Origin of the sequence: Pseudomonas sp. Leaf434 (genome assembly GCF_001425545.1) — a bacterium.
GTDB lineage: Bacteria > Pseudomonadota > Gammaproteobacteria > Pseudomonadales > Pseudomonadaceae > Aquipseudomonas > Aquipseudomonas siliginis.
The window spans coordinates 2,088,081-2,110,462 of the sequence record NZ_LMQZ01000001.1; the positions used below are offsets into that span (position 1 = coordinate 2,088,081).

General features: G+C 61.3%; 16 protein-coding genes. 1 reads left to right on the forward strand and 15 read right to left on the reverse strand.

Annotated elements, in window-relative coordinates:
• On the forward strand, nucleotides 1-2,232 hold the full coding sequence (gene glgB, locus ASG55_RS09370; protein ID WP_056785807.1) for a 1,4-alpha-glucan branching protein GlgB: 2,232 nt from the start codon (nucleotides 1-3) through the stop codon (nucleotides 2,230-2,232).
• Nucleotides 2,233-2,348: 116 nt separating this feature from the next.
• On the opposite strand, the gene ASG55_RS09375 is transcribed toward glgB, so the two are convergent.
• The 15 genes from ASG55_RS09375 to ASG55_RS09445 form a co-directional block, all read right to left on the reverse strand.
• Nucleotides 2,349-3,401 carry an autotransporter outer membrane beta-barrel domain-containing protein gene (locus ASG55_RS09375; RefSeq protein WP_056785809.1) on the reverse strand — a complete coding sequence of 351 codons (1,053 nt, stop codon included), beginning with the start codon at nucleotides 3,399-3,401 and terminating at the stop codon, nucleotides 2,349-2,351.
• Between the two features lie 379 nt (nucleotides 3,402-3,780).
• Nucleotides 3,781-4,563: an endonuclease/exonuclease/phosphatase family protein gene (locus tag ASG55_RS09380; RefSeq protein WP_056786852.1), complete on the reverse strand. Its 783-nt coding sequence runs from the start codon at nucleotides 4,561-4,563 to the stop codon at nucleotides 3,781-3,783.
• 198 nt (nucleotides 4,564-4,761) lie between these two features.
• On the reverse strand, nucleotides 4,762-5,520 hold the full coding sequence (locus ASG55_RS09385) for a PIG-L deacetylase family protein (RefSeq protein ID WP_056785811.1): 759 nt from the start codon (nucleotides 5,518-5,520) through the stop codon (nucleotides 4,762-4,764).
• A 178-nt stretch (nucleotides 5,521-5,698) separates the two neighbouring features.
• The gene (locus tag ASG55_RS09390; protein ID WP_041480987.1) at nucleotides 5,699-6,358 is read right to left on the reverse strand and encodes a glycosyltransferase; all 660 of its coding nucleotides are present in this window, start codon (nucleotides 6,356-6,358) and stop codon (nucleotides 5,699-5,701) included.
• Entirely contained in the window at nucleotides 6,355-6,954 is a 600-nt protein-coding gene (locus ASG55_RS09395; protein ID WP_056785814.1) for an SAM-dependent methyltransferase, read from the reverse strand. The genes ASG55_RS09390 and ASG55_RS09395 overlap by 4 nt, the downstream gene beginning before the upstream one ends.
• On the reverse strand, nucleotides 6,951-7,709 hold the full coding sequence (locus ASG55_RS09400; RefSeq protein WP_056785817.1) for a PIG-L deacetylase family protein: 759 nt from the start codon (nucleotides 7,707-7,709) through the stop codon (nucleotides 6,951-6,953). The genes ASG55_RS09395 and ASG55_RS09400 overlap by 4 nt, the downstream gene beginning before the upstream one ends.
• Nucleotides 7,706-8,704 (reverse strand): hypothetical protein, encoded by a 999-nt coding sequence (locus ASG55_RS09405; protein WP_056785820.1) that lies wholly within the window; start codon nucleotides 8,702-8,704, stop codon nucleotides 7,706-7,708. Before ASG55_RS09405 ends, ASG55_RS09400 begins: the two co-directional genes overlap by 4 nt.
• A 1-nt stretch (nucleotide 8,705) precedes the next feature.
• Nucleotides 8,706-10,865 (reverse strand): glycogen debranching protein GlgX, encoded by a 2,160-nt coding sequence (gene glgX, locus ASG55_RS09410; protein ID WP_041480983.1) that lies wholly within the window; start codon nucleotides 10,863-10,865, stop codon nucleotides 8,706-8,708.
• Nucleotides 10,866-11,105: 240 nt separating this feature from the next.
• On the reverse strand, nucleotides 11,106-11,444 hold the full coding sequence (locus ASG55_RS09415; RefSeq protein ID WP_056785823.1) for a DUF2934 domain-containing protein: 339 nt from the start codon (nucleotides 11,442-11,444) through the stop codon (nucleotides 11,106-11,108).
• Nucleotides 11,445-11,465: 21 nt separating this feature from the next.
• Entirely contained in the window at nucleotides 11,466-14,240 is a 2,775-nt protein-coding gene (locus ASG55_RS09420) for a malto-oligosyltrehalose synthase (protein ID WP_056785825.1), read from the reverse strand.
• On the reverse strand, nucleotides 14,237-16,315 hold the full coding sequence (gene malQ, locus ASG55_RS09425; protein WP_041480980.1) for a 4-alpha-glucanotransferase: 2,079 nt from the start codon (nucleotides 16,313-16,315) through the stop codon (nucleotides 14,237-14,239). The genes ASG55_RS09420 and malQ overlap by 4 nt, the downstream gene beginning before the upstream one ends.
• Complete coding sequence (gene treZ / locus ASG55_RS09430) at nucleotides 16,312-18,114, reverse strand: malto-oligosyltrehalose trehalohydrolase (RefSeq protein ID WP_056785827.1); 1,803 nt, start codon at nucleotides 18,112-18,114, stop codon at nucleotides 16,312-16,314. Before treZ ends, malQ begins: the two co-directional genes overlap by 4 nt.
• Before the next feature lie 17 nt (nucleotides 18,115-18,131).
• Nucleotides 18,132-19,718 carry a glycogen synthase GlgA gene (gene glgA, locus ASG55_RS09435; protein ID WP_056785833.1) on the reverse strand — a complete coding sequence of 529 codons (1,587 nt, stop codon included), beginning with the start codon at nucleotides 19,716-19,718 and terminating at the stop codon, nucleotides 18,132-18,134.
• A 590-nt stretch (nucleotides 19,719-20,308) separates the two neighbouring features.
• Nucleotides 20,309-21,262, reverse strand: a complete 954-nt coding sequence (locus ASG55_RS09440; RefSeq protein ID WP_056785836.1) for a D-2-hydroxyacid dehydrogenase family protein — start codon at nucleotides 21,260-21,262, stop codon at nucleotides 20,309-20,311.
• Nucleotides 21,263-21,274: 12 nt separating this feature from the next.
• Nucleotides 21,275-22,321 (reverse strand): alpha/beta fold hydrolase, encoded by a 1,047-nt coding sequence (locus ASG55_RS09445; protein WP_056785839.1) that lies wholly within the window; start codon nucleotides 22,319-22,321, stop codon nucleotides 21,275-21,277.
• Nucleotides 22,322-22,382 lie beyond the last annotated feature (61 nt).

A 22,382-nucleotide genomic window follows, 5' to 3' on the forward strand; every position in this document is an offset into this window, starting at 1 on the left:
ATGAGTTTCTCGAACAAGGAACAGGGTGTGGTAAAGGAAGCATTGTTACCCTCGGCGCGCGACATCGATGCTTTGGTGCGCGCTGAACATCAGGACCCGTTTTCCATTCTCGGCCCGCACGGCGATGGCGCCGGCGGGCAGTTCATCCGCGCCTATTTGCCAGGTGCGCTGAGTGTGGCAGTGCTGGACAAGGACAGCGGCGAAGAGCTTGGCCCGCTGGAGATGACCGAAACGCCGGGGCTGTTTGTCGGCCATTTCGACCAGGCGCGACCGTATCTGTTGCGCACACGTTGGGCCGGTGGCGAGCAGGTTGCCGAAGACCCGTACAGCTTCGGCCAGTTGCTCGGCGAGATGGATTTGTATCTGTTCGCCGAGGGTAACCACCGCGACCTCAGCGCCTGCCTCGGTGCGCAGCTGAAGACCGTTGATGGCGTGGACGGTGTGCGCTTTGCCGTGTGGGCACCGAATGCCCGCCGTGTATCGGTGGTCGGCGATTTCAACGTCTGGGACGGCCGTCGCCACCCGATGCGGCTGCGTCATCCGTCCGGTGTCTGGGAACTGTTCATCCCGCGTCTGCAAGCGGGGGAGTTGTATAAGTACGAAATCCTCGGCGCCCACGGCATTCTGCCGCTCAAGGCCGACCCGATGGCACTGGCCACCAGCCTGCCGCCGGACACCGCTTCGAAAGTTGCCTCGCCCCTGCAGATCGACTGGCAGGATCACGACTGGATGAATTCCCGTCAGGATCGCCAGCAGCGCTCCAAACCTCTGTCGATCTACGAGTTGCACGCCGGTTCCTGGCAGTGCGAGCTGGATGATCTCGGCGAGGTCGCGCGCCAGTACACCTGGCCGGAACTGGCCGAGCGCCTGATTCCTTATGTCAAAGAGCTGGGATTCACCCACATCGAACTGATGCCGATCATGGAGCACCCCTTCGGCGGTTCTTGGGGCTATCAGTTGCTTTCGCAATTCGCCCCGAGTGCGCGTTATGGCACGCCGGATCAGTTCGCCGAGTTCGTCAACGCCTGTCACCAGGCCGACATCGGGGTGATTCTCGACTGGGTACCGGCGCATTTCCCCACCGATACCCATGGTCTGGCGCAGTTCGACGGCACCGCGCTCTACGAATACGGCAACCCGCTGGAAGGCTTCCATCAGGATTGGGACACGCTGATCTACAACCTTGGTCGCACCGAAGTGCACGGTTACATGCTGGCCTCGGCGCTGCACTGGCTGAAACACTTCCATATCGACGGCCTGCGTGTCGATGCGGTGGCGTCGATGCTGTACCGCGACTATTCGCGCAAGGCGGGCGAATGGGTGCCGAATCGCCACGGCGGTCGGGAGAACCTGGAGGCCATCGACTTCCTGCGGCATTTGAACGACGTGGTTGAGCTGGAAGCGCCGGGTGCGCTGGTGATTGCCGAAGAGTCCACCGCCTGGCCGGGCGTCAGTCAGAGCACCCAGCAGGGCGGTCTCGGGTTTGCCTACAAATGGAACATGGGCTGGATGCACGATTCGCTGCACTACATCCAGCAAGATCCGGTGTACCGCGCCCATCACCACAACGAGTTGAGCTTTGGTCTGGTCTACGCCTGGTCGGAACGCTTCATCCTGCCGATTTCCCACGACGAAGTGGTGCACGGCAAGCACTCGTTGATCGACAAGATGCCTGGCGATCGCTGGCAGAAGTTTGCCAACCTGCGCGCCTATCTGAGCTTCATGTGGACGCATCCGGGCAAGAAGCTGTTGTTCATGGGCTGCGAGTTCGGCCAATGGCGCGAGTGGAACCACGATCAGCAGCTGGACTGGTACCTGCTGCAGTATTCCGAGCACAAGGGCGTGCAGAAACTGGTTGGCGATCTCAACCGGCTGTATCGCGAAGAGCCGGCGCTGCACGATCAGGACGATGCGCCGCAGGGCTTCCAGTGGTTGATTGGCGACGATGCGATCAACAGCGTTTACGCGTGGTTGCGCTGGAGCAAGGATGGCTCGCCAGTGCTGGTGGTTGCCAACTTCACCCCGGTACCGCGCCAGGCGTATCGGGTCGGCGTGCCGTTTGCCGGGCGCTGGACCGAGCTGTTCAACAGTGACGCCGACATTTATGCCGGCTCCAACTATGGCAATGGCGGCGGAGCGTTGACCGAAGAAGTGCCAAGCCATGGTCAGTCGTTGTCGCTGGAACTGAACCTGCCACCATTGGCGGTGTTGATTCTCAAGCCGCACGGCTAGCACCTGTGGGAGCGAGCCTGCTCGCGAAGGCGCCATGTCAGTCAACGATGATGTTGAAGGTGGCACCGCTTTCGCGAGCAGGCTCGCTCCCACAAGGTTCTTCAGCGTTCAGCAGATTACCAACGCATCCGCACTCCTAGGCTGCCGATAATGCCGTTCAGGTCATTGTCATCCACATCGCTGCTGTAATCGGCGCTCATGTACAGGCTTACCGCCGGTGTGACCCGCGCCACCAGTCCCAAGCCCAATTCCACTGTTGAAGACTTGCGGCTGCTGCTGATCTTGTCGACCTGATCGAGGGTCACCGTGCTGCCGGTGTACACCGTGTGCCAAAGGTTGGTGCGCACGTAGGGTTCAACAGGCAACCCGTTCAAGTCATAACTGCCTTTCAATCGCGCACCGACACGGCCACTCCACGCGGTCAGGTCGGTCGACGAGGCGTTGCCCGAGCCTGCATAAGGCGCGTCGAGGCTGATGCGCTGGTTGATCAGTTGCGCCTGTGGTTCGACCACCCAGTTGTCACTCAAGCCGATCGGATAACCGCCTTCAACGGAAAAGGTCATCGCGTTGCCTTCGGTGGCTTGCCGATTGCCTTGTGGGCTCCGACTGAAACCGCTGACCCGACCGCCACTGGCCGACAGGTCGACGTGCCAGCCCTGCGCACCGACCAGGCTGTAATAGGCGCCAAGGCTCTGGCCTTGCAGGTTGAGGCTGTCAGTGTTGCGGTCGGCGAGGGCGCGTCGGGTCAGCGCACCACCGGCATTCATCTGAATCTGATTATCGCCGCCGATCAGACCAAGGGTCTGGGTGGCACCACTGCTGCTTTTCAACGTGACCACCGCCGGGCCTTTGAACTCGCCGCCAGGCATCGCGTAACCGGAGGACAATGCATCCGTCTGCGCGCGCCGGGCGCTTTTGCCGTAGAGCTCGTCCCAGGCAGACGGGGCAAGATCTTCGGTGAGCAGGCGCGAACTCTGCTGACTCAATGGCAGCGGTCCGGGCGTTATCACGGTCACTGGCAAGGTCATCACAGGGACATCGGCGCGATACCACGCGGGTTCATCCGCCGAAAATTCCGCATGCGCCTCCATGGACGAGCACAGCAACAGCGAACCTGACACTGTGCAAAAAGTGATTTTCAATTCATGTGGGGTCAGTGAAGTTTTCATGGAGGTCTACCTTGCAAGCGCATGCGTCATCTCGAGTTTGGCGTCTCTCCTACCCCGAACGAGGGGCGACCGAATAGAGCGGGGCGAACCGCGGCTGCTCGATTTCGCGAGTGCCGGAAGGTCAGCCCCAGTAGTGATTCCGGGGGTAGTAAGGTAGAGATAAGAAGAGCGACGCCTGCGCGTCAAGAAAATGCACGATGAATGGCGCGCTTAAATCAGCAACCGCAAGCGTTTGTTTTTCTGCACATAACTAAGTGCTTGTTTGCATGGAAAAACGCTTGCGAAGGGTGCATCTGACGGTTTTTTGCCGCCGACGAAAGGTCCTTCCGAGCGGTTATGGCCGGAACGACCTGTCATTGGATGGCTGTCAAAAATGCAGCTAGAGGTGCACTTCAACCGCCAAGGGAAGATGATCCGACAAATGCGTCCACGGCTTGTTGCCGAGAATCCTTGGATCGTGGCTGCTGGCATTGCGCAGGTAAATCCGGTCCAGGCGCAACAGCGGAAAACGCGCCGGATAGGTTTTCGCCGGGCGCCCATGATGACGCTCAAAGGCTTCGTGCAAATAGTCGCGACGGGCGAGGGCGGCGTTGCCCTGCAACTGCCAGTCATTGAAATCACCGGCAATGATCACCGGCGCATCGTCGGGCAGTGATTCAAGCAACTGGCAAAGCAGCTGCAACTGCAATTGCCGATGGCTCTCCAGCAGACTCAAATGCACACAGATCGCGTGCACCTCGGCATGCCCGGGCACATCAAGAATACAGTGCAACAGCCCGCGCCGTTCAGGCCCGGTGATCGACACGTCGAGGTTGCGGTATTCGCGGATCGGGTATTTCGACAGCAGCGCGTTGCCGTGGTGGCCGTCGGGGTAAACGGCGTTGCGGCCATAGGCAAAATCGCTCCACATACTGTCGGCGAGGAATTCGTATTGCGAGGTCTGCGGCCAGTCGTTGTAGCGACTCGAATGGCGTTCGTGTTCACCCACCACTTCCTGCAGAAACACCAGATCGGCCGAGGTACTGCGCATCGCTTCGCGCAGCTCCGGGAGAACGAACCGCCGATTCAGCGCGGTGAAGCCCTTGTGGGTGTTGACCGTGAGTACCCGCAGGCGATGAATGACTGGCGCGTCGACCACTTGACGCTTGGGATCGCTGGACACGTTCACTCCTCTGATTTGGGCCATGCCTGTTCATGCGACTGGTTTGAGGGGGTGGCAGTTCCTTCCGATGATTCACTGCTGGGCCAATGTGGGAGCGAGCCTGCTCGCGAAGACTTCATCACATTCAATACATCTGACACATGACACACCGCTTTCGCGAGCAGGCTCGCTCCCACAGGTATGTTGAGCTTCCGCCGTTCAAAAGAAGACGATTTCATACGGCAAGCGCATCCGCTCCAGCAGCACCGGGGGCAGCAGCGGGGCGATGCCGATGGCCGGTTCGCCCTTGAGCTGGCTGGCGTAAGCGTGGGTGGCGTGGCTCTTGCGCGCTACGGTCCATGTGTCTAGGCGCAGCTTGCGCGCGCGTTCCCAGGGAATCATGCGCTGCTCGCGCTCCGGCCAGTGCCAGGCCCACACCGGCACATCGTGGTAGGTCGCCCCGGCCTTTTGCGCCGCGTCGAAACTGGCGCGGCCAACCACTTCATGATCCGGCGGGCCATCCTTGCGCCAGGTACTGAACACTACGTCGCCCGGTCGCAGATAACGGCCGATGAACTCGGTGAGCTGGCTTTGCTGATCACTCAGTGCGTTGTCGGTAAAGCCGCCGCGCACCCACTTCAGGCTGTGCATGGGCAGGCCGAGGCGGCGCAGGGCTTCGACGCTTTCCTGCGGGCGGAATACACTCAGGCGTTGTTCCGACCATTGCCGCGAGCCGGGGTGGCTGGCGCTGCCGTCGGTAATCGAGAGCAATTGCAGGGGATGGCCAAGGCTGGAGAGCAATTGCAGCAGACCGCCACAAGTGACCACTTCATCGCCCGGATGCGGGGCGATGACCACGGCGCGGGCGCCGGCGGGAACCAGGCTGTGGGTGTTGATGACGGGAATATTGTCGAGTTGCGGCGCGCTGTTCCAGATCTGTGCTGGCAGGCCGTGTTCGTTGATCAATGACGATTTCATGAGTGCGACGTCCTTGTGGTATCTCGCCCTCAGTCGTGAACAGCCAACGCTGATCGCGGCCCGTGAAGGCAAATGAATAGCAACGGTGCAGTGCTCCAACCCTTGGATTACTGCGAAGCAGAGTATTGCTCAAGACAGCGGATTCGTCGCGTCACAGATCGATCTGATCCGTATTTTTTTATTCCAGCTGTGCCAGATTGCGCAGAAAGTCACCGAATCCGCCCTTGGCCCGACTGTCGAGACGGGCGCTGGTGTGCACTTGCGGGCGATGACTCCAGGCGATATTCGCACCGCTGCGCTCCAGCGCACGCACCAGTTGCACGTCCTCGTCACAGGTCAGCGGTTTGAAACCGCCGGCCAGGCGATAAGCCTCGGCGCTGACACCGAGGTTGGCGCCGTGAATGTGTCGATGGCCATCGCGGGCCTGATAATGGCGGTGATAGCGAATCTGCGCCGCTTCATCGATCGATTCGTGCCAGTGCTCGACGGTCACCGTGCCGCACACTGCGTCCGCCTCCAGTCCCAGTTGCGCCGCCAGCCAGTCATCGGCGACGCGGCTGTCGGCGTCGGTACAGGCTATCCAGCGGGCACCGCGCTCAAGCAGCAGTCGCGCACCGGCGGCTCGGGCTTCGCCGACGTTGCGTGCGTCGATCTGCAGGCTCAGCACCGGATAAGCGCTGACGATCTGCGCCGAGGCGTCGCTGCAACTGTCGAGCACCACCAGGATTTCCACCGGCTCGCCGCCCAGTTGTGCATGCTGGCTGGCCCGCAGGGCGGCGCGCAGGCATTCATCGAGCAGCGCTTCTTCGTTGTGTGCAGGAATCACGATACCGATCAACGCAAGCCCTCCAGTGCCGCCACCGAGCGTGGCTCGCGGCTCCACAGTTCGAGAATGAAATCCGCTTCCTGATGCAGCACCAGACGCGGCAAAGCCAATTGATCGTGGATCTGATCGTGGACCTGTCGTGCATTCAACGGGCAGCCCTCGATCGGCGGGCGCCAGTGGCAGGCCAGCAATTGGCCGTCGGCGGTCAGTGACTCACTGATCCGGCGGATCATTTCTGTCAGATCTTTTTCGTCGAGGTAGTAGCCGATTTCGCTGAATACAATCAGGTCGAATTTTTCCTCCGGCCAGTCAGCCGGAAGGCGGCCCTGACGGACTTCGGCATGCTCGAACACGCTCAAGCGAGTACGCGCCAGCTTCACTGCCGCGCTCGCCGTGTCGCAGCACAACAGGCGGTCGCAGCGCGGAGCCAGTTCTGCACTCAGTTCGCCGTTGGCGCAACCCGGTTCGAACACCGACCTGTAGCGCGGACGCGGCAGGGCGGCGAGGGTGATCGCGCGTTTGCGCTGCTCGTACCAGCGCTGGCGGAACGCCCATGGGTCGTCATTGCCCGCGAACAGGCCGTCGAAATAGCGATCATCGACGCTCACAGGAACACCACTTCAAAAGGTTGCAGCAAACGATCAAGCACATAGGGCGCAAGCACCGGCCCGAGCCCGACGTCGCGGTCGCCTTCCAACTGGCTGGCGAACGCGTGGGCCGCGTGGCGTTTGCGCGCGATGTGCGTGGGTGACAGAAGAATCTTGCGCGCGCGTTCCCATGGCACCGAGGCGTCTTCCGGGGTTGCCCAGTGCCAGGTCCAGACCGGAAGTTCATGGCAGGTCGCACCGACGCGTCGCGCCGCCTCGACACTGGCGCGGCCGACGGCCTCATGATCGCTGTGGCCGTCCTGGCGCCAGGTAGTGAAAACCACGTCACTGGCATGCAGATAGCCGGCGATGAATTCGCTCAACCCGGGTTCCTGAGCCGCCACTTGGGTGTCGGTAAACCCGCCGCGCAGCCATTTCAGGCTGTGCATCGGCAAGCCGAGGCGGCGCAGAGCTTCTGCGGATTCCTGCGGTCGCACCACGCTCAAGCGTTCGACCGTCCAGCGTTGCGAGCCGGGGTGACTGGCGCTGCCATCGGTAACCGAGATCAATTGCAACGGCCGTCCGGCTGCCGCCAGCAACTGCATGATGCCGCCGCAACCGAGCACTTCGTCATCCGGATGCGGCGCGATGATCACCGCCCGCGAACCCAGCGGTACCAGGTCAAGAACGTCGATGGCGGGCAGTTCGGCCAGACGCCGCGAACCCTGCCATTGCTGCAGTGAAGTGCCCTGGCCGACGATCGGGTTGTCCCTCATAACGCCCAGACCTCGCAGGATTGACCGGCAATCCGCTGGCCCAGTGCAGCAAGGTCGCGTTCGGCGTGACTCTGGCGCAGAAACACCGGCAAGTCTGCACTCAGTCGCGCAAAATGCCGATCCTGACAAAACGGCCCGGCACCCAGCGCCCGCCCGACCTCGCGCATGACCTGTTCGGCAGACTGCTCGACAACCGCGCGGGCGCGACGGGCCAGCAGTTCAGCGTCGGCATCAGGCTGCGCATCGATTTGCAACGCGCTGAAGCGCAATACGTCGGCTGCCGCTTGCAGTGCTGTGTCAGTCGCACCGAGATGGGCGAGGGCGTGCGGTTCATCGCGTTGCGCGCAATGCTGACGCAGCCCTTCGGCAATCCGCCGTGAAGCGCCGTACCAGCAAGCCGCGATTCCGATCCCGCCCTGCCAGAACCCCGGCCGGTGCAGATAATCACCGGGGTTGCCAATGGCCTGCGCTTCGGCGTTGTCGAACAGCACTTCAACGCTGCCGGTGGCCGCCATGCCCACCGCTTGCCAGCCTTGATCGGTGATGGTCACGCCAGGTTGATCGAGTGCGACTGCAACCAATTGCTGCTGACCGTCCGCGTCCCATGCGGTGAGCAAGGCGTGGCTGAGCACCGCCGCGCCAGAGCACCAGGCCTTGCGCCCGTTCAGCATCACCATATGCCCGGACGGCGTGACTTTCACCCGTGCCTGCGGCGGTTCGGCGGCCCACATGCCCCACGTGCTGCCCGGGGTTGGCGTACCGCCCAATTGCTCGATGATCGCCAGCGCATCCGTGTGGCCTTCATAGAGTTTGCACAGCCCAAGATCGTGTCCGCCCACCTCCGATAGACGCTGGAAGCGCTCCAGCGTGTGACCGCTGCCGGGCAACGGCAAGCGGTCGAGGCCGGCCTCGACCATTGCCCGCAGGCAACGGCCGAGGGCATTGGTGTCGGCGTAATCTGGCGGACGGCGGGCCAGATAATGTTGAAAGTCCATATCAATCTTCTTCGTCGCGTTGCAGTTCGAACAACAGCAACGAACGCCCGGTCACCGAATACTCGTGGCCGAATTCGAAGCGTTCCTGGCCGCGAATCGACGGCTGATTGGTATCGATCATGCACGTCCAGAAGCCACCATCCGGTACTTCCGGCAGGGTGAAGTTGACGATGTCATGGTGTGCGTTGACCACCAGCAGCAGAGTCGCGTCGGCACCTTTGCGACGGATGCCGGTTTCCTGCGCGCGACCGTCGAGCAGCATGCCCAGGCAGCGATTGTGCGCATCGTGCCAGTGCTCGGTGGTCATTTCGGTGGCGTCCGGTGCCAGCCAGGTCACGTCCTTGACGCCGATATCTTCGTTGTACTCGCCGACCAGAAAACGTCCGCGACGCAGGATCGGATAAGTCAGGCGCAGCTTGATCAGGCGTTTGACGAACTTGAGCAGGGCCTTGCCGTCCTCGCTCAGGTCCCAGTTGACCCAGCCAATCTCACTGTCCTGGCAATAGGCATTGTTGTTACCGTCCTGGGTGCGGGCGAACTCGTCACCGGCGACGATCATCGGCGTACCTTGGGCCAGCAGCAGAGTGGCGAAGAAATTGCGCATCTGCCGGTGGCGCAGAGCGTTGATTTCCGGATCGTCGGTCGGGCCTTCGACGCCGTGGTTCCACGACAGGTTGTTGTTGCTGCCGTCCTGATTGTTTTCGTCGTTGGCTTCGTTGTGCTTGTCGTTGTACGAGACCAGATCGTTGAGGGTGAAACCGTCGTGGGCGGTGATGAAGTTCACCGACGAATACGGCCGGCGCCCGCGCTGGTTGAACATCTCCCCGGAAGCGGTCATGCGGCTGGCGAAATCGGCGAGCTGGGCGTCGTCACCTTTCCAGAACGCACGCACGGTGTCGCGGAACTTGTCGTTCCACTCAACCCAGCCCGGCGGAAAGTTGCCGACCTGATAACCGCCGGGACCGCAGTCCCACGGCTCAGCGATCATTTTCACCTGACGCAGCACCGGGTCCTGACGGCAAGCGACGAGGAAGCTGTGGCGCTCGTCAAAACCATCGTGATAACGGCCAAGAATGGTTGCCAGGTCGAAACGGAAACCGTCGACGTGCATCTCACTGGCCCAGTAGCGCAGGGAGTCAGTGACCATTTGCAGCACGCATGGGTGACTCAAGTCCAGGGTGTTACCGGTGCCGGAGTCGTTGATGTAGTAGCGCTTGTCATCGGGCATCAAGCGGTAGTAGGAGGCGTTGTCGATACCGCGCATCGACAGAGTCGGACCTTGCTCGTTACCTTCGGCGGTGTGGTTGTAGACCACGTCGAGAATGACCTCGAGATTGGCATCGTGCAGGTGCGCGACCATTTCCTTGAATTCGGCAATCTTGCCGCTGGCCAGATAACGCGGGTCCGGGGCGAAGAACGCGATGCTGTTATAGCCCCAATAGTTGGTCATGCCCTTTTGCAGCAGATGCTGATCGTTGACGAAGGCGTGAATCGGCAGCAGTTCGACAGACGAAACACCGAGCTTGCGAATGTGCTCAAGCACGTCGTCGACCATCAAGCCGCCAAAGGTGCCGCGCAGGTTTTCCGGCACCGAAGGATGACGCATGCTGATGCCGCGCACGTGGGTTTCGTAAATGATGGTCTTGTCCCACGGCACGCTGACACGATGGTCGTTGCCCCAGGTGTGGGCCGGGTCGATAACCTTGCACTTGGGCACGAACGGCGCACTGTCACGCTCGTCGAAACTGAGGTCAGCGTCGGGGTGGCCGATGGTGTAGCCAAACAGCGCTTCCGACCATTTCAGCTCGCCGACCAATTGTTTGGCGTAAGGGTCGATCAGCAGTTTGTTGTGGTTGAAACGGTGACCATTGGCCGGGTCATAAGGACCATAAACGCGGTAGCCGTAGATCAAGCCAGGATGCGCATCCGGCAGGTAGCCGTGGTAGATCTCATCGGTGTATTCCGGCAGCTCGATGCGTTCGAGTTCGACTTCGCCGGCATCGTCGAAAATGCACAGCTCAACCTTAGTGGCGTTGGCGGAAAACAGAGCAAAGTTCACCCCCAGACCATCCCAGGTCGCACCGAGCGGGAAGGGCAGGCCTTCACGGATTCTCGATGGCTCGGCGTGCGCAGCGGGTTCGGCTTTCTTTGGACGGGTCATGATTGCTCCTGCAAAAAAACGGGACAGTTCAGGCAATGAGATTTCCTTGTGGGAGCGAGCCTGCTCGCGAAAGCGTCGGTACATTCGACGTTTTCACCAACTGACCTAGCGCTTTCGCGAGCAGGCTCGCTCCCACAGAGTGGTGTGTTTTGCCCCAAGAAGGGCTTTCTTCGGGGCGCAAGAACCCCTTGTGGCGAGCACGCTCGCCACACAGTCATTCAGTTCAAAAATGGATCGGGTTCAGTTCGCCGGAGGCTTCTTCGCTGCTCGCGGCTTTTTCTCGGCAGCCTTTTCGCCCGGCGGGACTACTTTGGCCGTGGCCGCAGGCTTGGCTTTCGCCGCTGGTTTGGCTTTGGCGGCTGCCGGTGTCTTGCCGTCGGTGCTTTTCGCTGCTGCGCCTGTAGTCTTGCCAGCCACTTTGCTGCCGGCCGCCTTGGGTGGCTTCTTGGGTGCCAGCGCTTCGGCCTCGGCCAGCTTGCGCGCCATTTCCCAATGACGTTCTTCGTGGCCTTCAGGTTTCCCTTCCGACTCCCAGATCTGATAGGCGAATTCGCGAATGCGTTTATCGTCGGTGCTCATCGCAATGCTCCTGAACTGAACTCATGCTTGTGTTAAGTGTTGGATAAAGAGATTGACCGGGACATCCCCCAGCGCTTCGCTGACATTCAGCTCCCTGTTTTGTGTGACTACGCTGCTGGCAAAAAGTCCCTTCAGGTTTGCATCCGAAGCGGCAGACGGTAAAACCACCCGCGTATCGCCCCAGCGCAGCGCATCGACCTGCGGGATGGCACTGTTTTCCAGCAACGTTGCGCAACGCACCGGCACTACGACAATGGCCCGCGCGCCTTCGTGTTCACGCGCGAATGCCAAGACGTTGTGCGCCTGACTGCCCAATACTTCCAATGGCTGGTAATCGCCACGGCGGAACAGCTCGCCGTGTTCCTTGCGCAGGTTCAACACCTCACTGATCAGCGCCTGTTTGATGCGCCCGTCACGCCAGTCCTTAAGCAGCTCGGTACCCGGCACGGATGCCTGCAACGCTTGCTCGCGTGCGGCGTAATCCACCGGGCGGCGGTTGTCCGGGTCTACCAGACTGAAGTCCCAGTACTCGTTGCCCTGGTACAGATCCGGCACACCCGGCACGGTCATGCGCAGCAAGGTTTGCGCCAGCCCGTTGAGCGCGCCGGCGGCGGCGATGCTGTTGACGGTCTTGCTCAGCGCCGCACGCAGCAACTCGCCTTCTTCACCGGTCAGCAGCTTCTCCGTGAAAGCCTGGGCCGCGTTTTCATAGGCTTCATTCGGCGCGCTCCAGCTGCTTTGCAGCTTGGCTTCGCGCAGGGCTTTCTGTTGCCACTGCCAGATGCGCTTGGCGTAATCGGCGAAACCGGCCTTGTCGTCGTCCTGCAGGTCCAGCGGCCAACTGCCGAGCAATGCCTGATAGAGGATCAGTTCGTCGCCAGCGGAAGGCGCGTCATCTTCGATGCGCACCGGGCGGGCGAGGGCGCGCCACAGTTCGACCTGATCGGCGTACCAATGGCTGCGCTCACTGAGTACGGCCAGCCGGGCGCGGGTGTCTTCACCGCGCTTGTGATCGTGGGTGGCAGTCGCCAGAAGGTTGTCGGGAAACTCCGTCATGCGCTGTTGATTGACTTCGTGGAACTCGCTGACCGGCGCACTGAATTGCTCGGTGTTGTAACCGACATCGTTGCGCGACAGCAGCACCGCCGAGCGATACAGCGCAGTATCTTCCACAGCCTTGGCCGCTGCCGGCGAGGTCAGTTGCTGGAAACGCACGCAGGCATGCTTGAGGATCTTGCGCGAGCGCCCCCGTGGCTTGCGGCGCCATGGCGTGCCGCCTAGCCAGCTGGCGACCGAGTCGAGCACTGGCCAGTCAGCTTCGCTGAGGGTTTGCCGCGCACCGTCCATGGCGTGCAGGAAAATCGCTTCGTCCTGCTCGGAACGGCCCATCGCGCTGATGTAGGTGCGATAAACCGGGAAGTGCACGATCAACGCGTGGAGCACGCGGCGGATCGCGCCCAGGGTCAGGTCGCGGGTCATCAAGTCATCACGTGCTACCTGATGCAGCGCTTGGGCAACACTTTCGAAGTCGCTGGCCAGCGAACCATTGAGGATTTGCTGACGGGCCAATTGCGCTTCTTCAATGAACGCTGCCGGGCGCTCGGTACGGCGCTGCCAGAGTTCGCCGAGGACATGTTCGCCGTCCGGGTCGTGTTGCAGCAGCGACAGCTGGTTCATGAACTCGTAACCGGTGGTGCCGTCGACGCTCCAGTCGCGGCGCAGGGTTTCGCCCTCGCCGAGGATCTTTTCGACGTAGATGGGCAGATGACGTCCCGGTGCCAAGTGATCCAGACGCCGACGCAACTTGCGGCAGTAGCCACGCGGGTCGGCAAGGCCGTCGATGTGGTCGATGCGCAGGCCGTCGACCAGACCTTCTTCAACCAATTGGAAGATCTTGCCGTGGGTTGCTTCGAACACTGCCGGGCGCTCCACGCGCAGACCGCCAAGCTCGTTGATGTCGAAGAAGCGCCGCCAGTTGATGTCGTCCGCAGCCGTGCGCCAGCTGGCGAGGCGATAGCTTTGCCGCTCGAGCAACTCGTGGAGCTTGTGGAAGCCCTCATCGGTGGTCGAATCGTATTGGACGACATTGCTTTCGATGGTGGTCAGAACACGCGGATCGCTCGCCAGCTCGCGCAACTCTTGCTTGAGCGGCATCGCCAACGAATGTGCGTCGGTCTGATAGCTGAGTGTGCTGAAGCGATCTGCCAGAGACTTCAGCGTGTCGTCGGACTTGAGCAGCTCGCCATAGTTGTTCGGGCAGATCGGGAAGTGGTGGTCGTAATGCTCGACGTAAAAAGTCCCGGTCTGCGCGTTGAATTTGAGCTTGAGTGTGCCTTCCTGCAACGCCACGCCGTAGTCACTGCCAAGAAACGGCAGCAGCAATTGGCCTTCCATCAACGGGTCCGGCGAGTGCCACTGAATGTCGAAGAATTCGCCATACGGACTCAGGCGTCCCCATTCGAGCAGGTCGAGCCACCACGGGTTGTCATTGCCGCCCACGGCCATGTGGTTGGAAACGATGTCGAGAATCAGCCCCATGTTGTGTTCACGCAGGGTGCTGACCAGTTGGCGCAATGCCGGCTCGCCGCCCAGTTCCGGATTGACTTGGGTCGGGTCGACCACGTCGTAGCCATGCATGGAACCGGCGCGCGCCGCCAGCAATGGCGAGGCGTAGATATGGCTGATGCCGAGTCGGGCAAAGTAGGGCACCAGTGGCACCGCTTGTTCGAGGGTAAAACCTTTATGAAATTGCAGGCGCAACGTGGCGCGCAGTGGCTGGATTTGCTGTTGATTCATTGGTCACGCTCAGAGGCTTGAAGGCGCGCGCAGGCCAGCAGTTCCAGGCGGCGGGCGGCATCGGGGCCGTCCAGCAACGCTTCGCTGGGACCGGGCAAACGTCGCGACCAGTTCGGATGTGAATCGGTGGTGCCAGGCAGATTCGGCTGTTCATCGATACCCAGGGCATCTTCCAGCGGCAGCAGCACCAGCGGCGCGCGGGTGTGCCCGAGGAAACGCACACTGGCATCGACCACTTGATCGGCTTCGTGGGACTCTTCGCGGAAGTTCTGTGGATCCTGACGCAGCGCATCGCGCAGGCCTTCGCGTTCACGCTCGCGATGCCGGCGCCAGTCGATTTCGCCGTTGGCATCGACCAGACCGAGGCGCGCGTTCCAGTCGATATCGCGGCCATGCCACCAGCCATTGAGTGTCGGCAGGTCATGGGTGCTGGTGGTGGCGAGCGCGTCATCCGGCCAGTCGAGAATCGGTTTGAAGCGGGTATTGTCCTGTTCGAACAACAGCACGCGCATGCCCAGAATCGAGCGCGCGGCGAGTTTTTCCCGCAGGCCTTCCGGCACGGTACCGAGGTCTTCGCCGAGCACGATGGCTTGATGCCGATGCGACTCTAGGGCCAGCAGACGCAGCATGTCGTCGAACGGATAATACAGATAGGCGCCATCGGCCGGGGCGGCGCCGTTGGGAATCACCCACAGGCGTTGCAGGCCCATGACATGGTCGATGCGCAGGCCTCCGGCGTGGGCGAAGTTGGCGCGCAGCATCTCGATGAAGGCACGGAAACCGTTGCGGATCAGCCCTTCCGGCGAGAACGCGGAAATGCCCCAACCCTGGCCGCTGCGGTTCAGGATGTCCGGCGGCGCGCCGACGGTCAGCGAGGCGAGCAATTCATCCTGAAAACTCCAGGCCTGACTGCCGGCACCGTCAGCACCGACGGCGAGGTCGGCGATCAGGCCAATGCCCATGCCGGCACTGCGCGCGGCAGATTGCACGCGCTCGAGGCAGCGATGGATCAGCCATTGGCAGAAGGCGAAATAACCGATGCGCTCGGCATATTCTTCGGCAAAAGCGCCCAGCGCCGCGCCGCGCGGGTCGTGCCAGTGCTCCGGCCATTCGCGCCAGTCGAGGCTTTCGCCACGGGCGGCGCGCATTTCCTGAATCGCTTCGAAGCGACAATGATTCTCCAGCGCTTCGCCACCGGCATGACGGAAACTGGCGAAGTCGGCGTGCAGCGGATGCTCGCCAGCGACGAAACCATCATATAAGGCTTGCAGCAGTTTCTGCTTGGCTTGGGCGGCGGCAGGCCAGTCGATCAGCTTGAGATTTTCCAACTGGTCGAACTGCGCGGCCAGGCCACTGGCATCGATTGCGTCACGCAATGCGCGCTCGCCGAGAATGCTGCCCGGCGCTGCGTACAGTGAATTGAGAAACAAGCGGCTGGACGGCGAATAAGGGCTGTAGCGGCCATTGTCTGAGCTGAACATCGCGTGCATCGGACTGATCGCCAGCGCATCGGCGCCGCGTTCACCCGCTACACGAACCAATTCCTCCAGCGCCTGGGTGTCGCCGAAACCACCGTCACCCGGACGGCGCAGCGAATACAACTGGGCGCTCAGACCCCAGGCGCGCGGGATCGGGCTATCGACCGCATCGCCAACGCTGAAACAACGCTCAGGCGCCACAGCGAGAGTGAAATACTGATCGCCGATGTGCACTTGCTGGTAACCGACCGGAATCAAGCCGGGCAACATGGCTTCGTTGTCCAGCTTGAGGTTCATCTGCGAGCCGTCTTCAAGATGAATCTCGCAGGGCGTCTCCGGTGTGAAGTAGCGACTCAGGTCGAGGGCAACGCCAACGTCGCAGGTCAGCAGGGGCGGCAGATGGCGGTCTTGCTGGACTTCTTGCAGTTGCAACAGGCTGGCATCGATTTCTTGCGCGGTGCTGGCGGGGTGGCCGAGTCCGACCAGGACATTGCGCAACACAGCAGGAGCGACTTTTTGCTGACGCCCGTTGGCGTCGATCCAGTCGACGGCAAGGCCGGCTCGACTGGCGAGTATTTCCAGTTGCGCATCGCTCATAGGCGCTCTCCATCCAGGGGGTGCAAAAGGGGTGCGGCCGTGAGGCTGACGAGCGCGGTGTACGCCGGCAGTTGGTTCGGGTCCGACAGTTCGATCGCGGCTGGCTGTTGAAACAGCCACTCGGTATCGGTCTGTGCAGGGTTGACCACTGGCGTGTCACTGAGGTTCAGGTCAATTCGCAGCTCACTGCCGTTGCCCAGCCGCCAGCGCGCGCTGACCGCTCCATAGCCGAGCATTTGCGCGCCCAGAGCCTGGGTCCCGGAGAGATGAGGAATGATGTACTGATGGCGCAACTTCAGCAGTTGCCGGTAGAGCTCTTGGGTCTGCTGTTGCAACGGCGTGCCGCTGCCGGACAGTCGGGGCTGCGAAGCGTGGAAGGTGTCCTGGGCATTCGGATCGGGGATCTGCTCGCGCTTGTGCGGATCGGTGAAGGCACTGAATGCGGCGAACTCGTTGCGCCGACCTTCACGCACCAGTTCCGCCAGTTCACCGTGGTGGCTGGTGAAAAACAGGAACGGTTGCTCGGCGGCAAACTCGTCGCCCATGAACATCAGCGGAATCATCGGCGACAGCAGCAACAACACCGTCGCCGCCTGCACCGCACGCGGGTCGGCAAGCTGATGCAGACGTTCGCCAAAGGCACGGTTGCCGATCTGGTCATGGTTCTGCAGGAACAACACGAAAGCGGTGGAGGGCAGATGTTCGCTCGGCTCGCCGCGAGGTTCGCCATGGCGAGTGATGTGGCCCTGGAATACGAAGCCCTGACTCAGGCAGCGCACCAGTTGCTCGGTGGGCTGCGCGGCATAGTCGGCGTAATAGGCGTCGGTTTCGCCGGTCAGCAGCACATGCAACGCGTTATGACCGTCATCGTTCCATTGCGCGTCGTAATCGTTTTCCAGCAGGCTCGACTGGTTCAGCTCGTTTTCGACGGTCAGCCAGACGTGCCGGGTCGGGTCGATCTGCTGGCGAATGCGCCGGGCCAGATCGCTAAGGAAATCCGGGTCTTCAATTGCGTGCACCGCATCCAGACGCAGGCCGTCGAAACGGTATTCGAGCAGCCACATCAGTGCATTCTCAATGAAGAACTCGCGCACTTCCGGGCGGCGGAAATCGATCGCCGCGCCCCAAGGCGTGTGCTTGTCCTCGCGGAAAAAGCCTTTGGCGTAACGATGCAGATAGTTGCCATCGGGGCCGAAGTGGTTGTAGACCACGTCGAGAATCACCGCCAGGCCATGGCCGTGGGCGCTGTCGATCAGGTGTTTGAGTTGTTCGGGGGTGCCGTAGGAGGCTTGAGGTGCATAGGGCAGCACCCCGTCGTAGCCCCAGTTGCGATCACCGGGGAATTGCGCCAGCGGCATCAGTTCGATCGCGGTAATGCCCAGCGCCACCAAGCGCGCCAGATGCTGTTCAACTTCGGCAAATCCACCGAGCGCACCGACGTGCATCTCGTAAATCACCGCTTCGCTCCACGGCCGACCATTCCAGGTCGTGTGCCGCCATTGATAGGCATGGGGGTCGACCACCACGCTGTGGCGGTCAAGGTCACCATCCTGCGCTCTGGAGGCCGGGTCCGGCACCTCCAGTTCGCCATCGATGCAGTAACGGTAGCGACTGCCCGCCGGGCAATTGGTCTTGATTACAAACCAACCGTCACCCTGAGGCAGCATGGGCAACGATTTTCCATCTTCCAGTTCCACACTGACGTAGAACGCGTCAGGCGCCCACAACGCAAATTGCGTGTGCTCGGCATCCAGCATGATCGCGCCGTGGGGCCAGGTTTCTTGGGTCCTTGACGGCATTTTCTGCAACTCCCTGGTTATTTGTGGCTGGCTTTACCCAACGCCTTGGCGACCAGTTGTTCGTAAAGTTCGGCGTACGGTTCAACCGCTTTGCTCCAGTTGAACGGTGCGGCCATGGCACGGCAGCGCATGGCGTTGAGCAGTTCCGGAAAGGCGAAAACCTTGAACGCGCGGCTCAGGGCTTCCTTGTAGCTATCAACGGTGGACTCATCGAAGAGGAAACCGGTTACGCCGTTTTCAATGGTGTCGGCCAGGCCGCCGGTGTTGCGCGCGACCGGTAGCGAGCCGAAACGCTGGGCGTACATCTGGCTCAGGCCGCAAGGCTCGTAGCGCGACGGCATCAAGAGGAAATCGCTGCCGGCGAACATGCGTCGTGCATCGGTCTCGTTGAAGCCGATGCGCACGCCGATCTGGCCAGGAAAGCGCAGGGCCAGTTCACGCATGGCTTGCTCTTCTTCCGGCTCGCCGCGACCGATGATCGCGATTTGACCACCGTTCTGCACGATGAACTCGGACACCGCTTCGGTGAGGTCGAGACCTTTCTGATAGACCAGGCGCGAGACCACGGCGAACAGCGGGCCGGTAGAGTCATTCAGGCCGAACAGCTCACGGACGTGGGCGGCGTTGACCGATTTGCCTTCCCAATCGCCGATGGCGAACGGGGCGAACAGGTGCGGGTCGGTCGCCGAATCCCAGCTCTCGTCGATGCCGTTCGGGATACCGCTGAGCAGGCCTTGCTGGGTCTTGGCGGCAAGGAAACCGTCGAGGCCGCAGCCGAAGTCCGGGGTGGTGATTTCTTGCGCATACGTCGCGCTGACGGTGGTGATGTGGCTCGAATAGGCCATGCCGGCCTTGAGGAACGACATCTTGCCGTAGAACTCCATGCCTTCCTGTTGCAGGGCATGGGTGGGAATCCCCAGCTCCGGGCAGGAACCGAGGCTGGTCACGCCCTGGTAGGCAAGGTTGTGAATGGTGAACAGCGTTGGCGTGCGCTGCCCGCGCCAGTGCATATAGGCGGGGGCGAGACCAGCCGGCCAGTCGTGGGCGTGCACCAGATCCGGGCGCCAGTGGATTTGCGCAAGATTGGCGGCGATGTCGGCGGCGGCCAGGCCGAGACGGGCGAAGCGGATATGGTTGTCCGGCCAGTCGCGACCGTTGTTGGCGCCGTAAGGGCCACCCTCACGCTCGTAGAGCTCAGGGCAGATCAACACGTAGATCACCAGACCATCGGGCATGTCCATACGACCGATCTTGCAAGGTGGCAGCGCGGCGTGGCCACCCAGCTCGCCGATGATGTGAATCGGGTTTTCGCTGTGCACCACTTGCGGATACCCGGGAATCAACACCCGCACGTCATGCAGGTGGGCCATCGCCCGGGGCAGGGCGGCGGAGACATCACCGAGGCCACCGGTCTTGACCAGATCGGCGATCTCAGAGGTCACGAACAACACTTTTTTCTTGTTGGGATTCTGGCTTGCTACCGGAGCAAGCGTCTTTGTGCCGGGTACGTTGATCTGTCGGCTGCCGGGAACACTGATGGTGCTCGATTCTCCAAGCGACTGGTGAGCACGCTCTCCCTGAATATCCAATGCCGCACTGATCATATGTATCTCCCGTGTGTGATCTGATTCTTGTCTCGAACAAGCTGTTTCGTGGCCAAGTCCTGTGGCCGGGCGCAAAGGCGCCACGCATCGGTGAGCAAATGCTGACCCAACACGCGCAAGCAGAATGGGTGGTGAGGCCGTTGCAAGGATTACACCAGTCGCTTTCGCCCAGTTGTTCTGATGACCTGTGGCGTGAAGCAAAAGTTTCGACTTTTTTTCGTCGGTATGACCGAGTGGTTTGGCCACTGAAAAATCAGTCTAGGCCAGATCCTAGAGCGGGTCGGGGCAAATGGGTAAATTGTTCGACAATCGGTTGTGTCGGGATGTTAGCGAGGGTTCAGGAGGGAAAACGCTCCGACGAAGGGCATGTTTTTTGGACGGAGTGGGCCAAAACAGTGACTGGGTAGTCACGGTTTTGTGCTAGGGGATGGGCGAGTTGCACCGTTGTGGTGCGAGCGTATTGCAGAGTGGTATCTGAGATGACCTCTTCGCGAGCAGGCTCGCTCCCACATTGGACCGCGTACAACCTGTGGGAGCGAGCCTGCTCGCGAAGAGGGCGGTTGAAGCAACTCAACTTTAAAGTGATGGGCTCAGTTCAACAGACGCACCGGCTCCCCAGCTGCCCAACCCTGAATATCCTCGATCATCTGCCGGAAGAACTGTTCGTAATTCTGCCGGCTGACATAGCCCACATGCGGCGTGGCGAGGACATTGTCCAGCGTGCGAAACGGGTGCAGGGCCGGCAACGGCTCTTGCTCGAATACGTCCAGCGCTGCCCCGGCAATGCGCCGTTTCTGTAGCGCCTTGATCAACGCCGCTTCATCGACGATCGGCCCGCGAGCGGTGTTGACCAAAAGCGCGCTCGGTTTCATCCAGTCCAGCGCTTGGGCATCAACCAGACCGCGACTGCGTTCACTGAGCACCAGATGCACCGACAGTACGTCGGCCTGCTCGAACAGTTGTTGCTTGCTGACGTACGTCACGCCGGCCTGTTCAGCGCGTTCGGCGGTGAGGTTTTCGCTCCAGGCGATCACCCGCATGCCGAACACCTGACCGAATTGCGCGACGCGCTGGCCGATGCTGCCCAAACCCAGGATTCCCAGGGTCTTGCCATGCAGATCGCCGCCGAGGTCCTGCTGCCACTGGCCGGCCCGCAGGGCATTGGCTTCCTTCACCAGATCACGGGTGGCCGCCATGATCAGCGCCCAGGTGAGTTCCGGCGCGGCGTGTTTGTAGCTATCGGTGCCGCAGACCTTGATGCCCAGTGCTGCTGCGGCCGGCATGTCCAGCGCGGCATTGCGCATGCCGCCAGTGGCCAGCAACTTCAGATTGGGCAAGCGCCCGAGCAAATCGGCGTCGAAGCGCGTGCGTTCGCGCATGACGCAGATCACCTCGTACTTGCCAAGGCGCTCGGCCAGTGTGGCGTTGTCGGCCGGGTAATCATGCACAAAGGTCACTTCACCGATGCTCTCCAGCACGGACCAGTCGACCACGTCGCGGGCCACGTCTTGCCAGTCATCGATCACTGCAATCTGCACCGTCATCGGCTTGCCTCATCAAGGAGCGGAAGGAGTCTTGCCCAGCCAGCCGAGCAGCGCCTGATGGAATTTCTCCGGTTCTTCCATTTGCGGCGCATGACCCATGCCCGGGAATTCAATCAGCGTCGACTGCGGAATCAGCTTGGCGACCTGTTTGCCAAGCACCTCGTAATGACCGATTTTGGCTTTCACTTCCGGCGGCGCGAGGTCCTTGCCGATGGCGGTGGTGTCGGAGGTGCCGATCAGCAACAGGGTCGGCATCTTCAGGTCTTTGAACTCGTAGTACACCGGCTGCGTGAAGATCATGTCGTAGATCAGCGCCGAGTTCCACGCGACCTGGGTCTTGCCCGGACCTTTGCTCAGACCAGCGAGCATGTCGACCCAACGATCGAATTCCGGCTTCCAGCGGCCGTCGTAATAGGTGGTGCGCTCATAGTCGCGAATGCCCTTGGCCGTGACCTTCAATTCGCGCTGATACCATTGATCAACGGTGCGATACGGAACGCCGAGGGCTTTCCAGTCTTCCAGACCGATCGGGTTGACCATTGCCAGTTGATCGACCTGCTCAGGGAACAGCAGCGCATAACGGGTAGCGAGCATGCCGCCGGTGGAGTGGCCGAGCAGGGTGGCTTTCTGAATGCCCAAGGCCTTGAGCAATTGCTGGGTGTTGGTCGCCAGTTGCTGGAAGCTGTACTGATAATGCTCAGGTTTGCTGGATGTACAGAAACCGATCTGATCCGGCGCAATCACGCGGTAGCCGGCGTCGCTCAGGGCTTTGATCGAACTGTCCCAGGTCGCTGCGCAGAAATTCTTGCCGTGCATCAGCACCACGGTGCGGCCGTTGGCCTTGCCATTGGCGGCGACGTCCATGTAGCCCATTTGCAGCTTCTGGCCTTGGGATTCGAAGGCGAAATGTTTAAGCGTGTACGGGTATTGGAAACCTTGCAGCTCCGGGCCATAGGCAGGCCCTTCGGCGGCAACGGTTTCAGTGGCTGCGTGCGCCATTAACGGCAAGGCAGCGCTGAGGACCAGGCCGGGCAGCCAGCGGGAAAGCGTGACGGACATAAGCACAAACTCCTTGAAAATTGGCCGACTCTGGAAGGTCGGGATTACGCCGACGTTAAAC

Bases quoted from the DNA above. Each gene is read 5' to 3' on its own strand.
- glgB (WP_056785807.1), top strand. From the start codon at position 1: ATGAGTTTCTCGAACAAGGAACAGGGTGTGGTAAAGGAAGCATTGTTA.
- ASG55_RS09375 (WP_056785809.1), bottom strand. From the start codon at position 3,401: ATGAAAACTTCACTGACCCCACATGAATTGAAAATCACTTTTTGCACA.
- ASG55_RS09385 (WP_056785811.1), bottom strand. From the start codon at position 5,520: ATGAAATCGTCATTGATCAACGAACACGGCCTGCCAGCACAGATCTGG.
- ASG55_RS09400 (WP_056785817.1), bottom strand. From the start codon at position 7,709: ATGAGGGACAACCCGATCGTCGGCCAGGGCACTTCACTGCAGCAATGG.
- ASG55_RS09405 (WP_056785820.1), bottom strand. From the start codon at position 8,704: ATGGACTTTCAACATTATCTGGCCCGCCGTCCGCCAGATTACGCCGAC.
- glgX (WP_041480983.1), bottom strand. From the start codon at position 10,865: ATGACCCGTCCAAAGAAAGCCGAACCCGCTGCGCACGCCGAGCCATCG.
- ASG55_RS09415 (WP_056785823.1), bottom strand. From the start codon at position 11,444: ATGAGCACCGACGATAAACGCATTCGCGAATTCGCCTATCAGATCTGG.
- ASG55_RS09420 (WP_056785825.1), bottom strand. From the start codon at position 14,240: ATGAATCAACAGCAAATCCAGCCACTGCGCGCCACGTTGCGCCTGCAA.
- malQ (WP_041480980.1), bottom strand. From the start codon at position 16,315: ATGAGCGATGCGCAACTGGAAATACTCGCCAGTCGAGCCGGCCTTGCC.
- treZ (WP_056785827.1), bottom strand. From the start codon at position 18,114: ATGCCGTCAAGGACCCAAGAAACCTGGCCCCACGGCGCGATCATGCTG.
- glgA (WP_056785833.1), bottom strand. From the start codon at position 19,718: ATGATCAGTGCGGCATTGGATATTCAGGGAGAGCGTGCTCACCAGTCG.
- ASG55_RS09440 (WP_056785836.1), bottom strand. From the start codon at position 21,262: ATGACGGTGCAGATTGCAGTGATCGATGACTGGCAAGACGTGGCCCGC.
- ASG55_RS09445 (WP_056785839.1), bottom strand. From the start codon at position 22,321: ATGTCCGTCACGCTTTCCCGCTGGCTGCCCGGCCTGGTCCTCAGCGCT.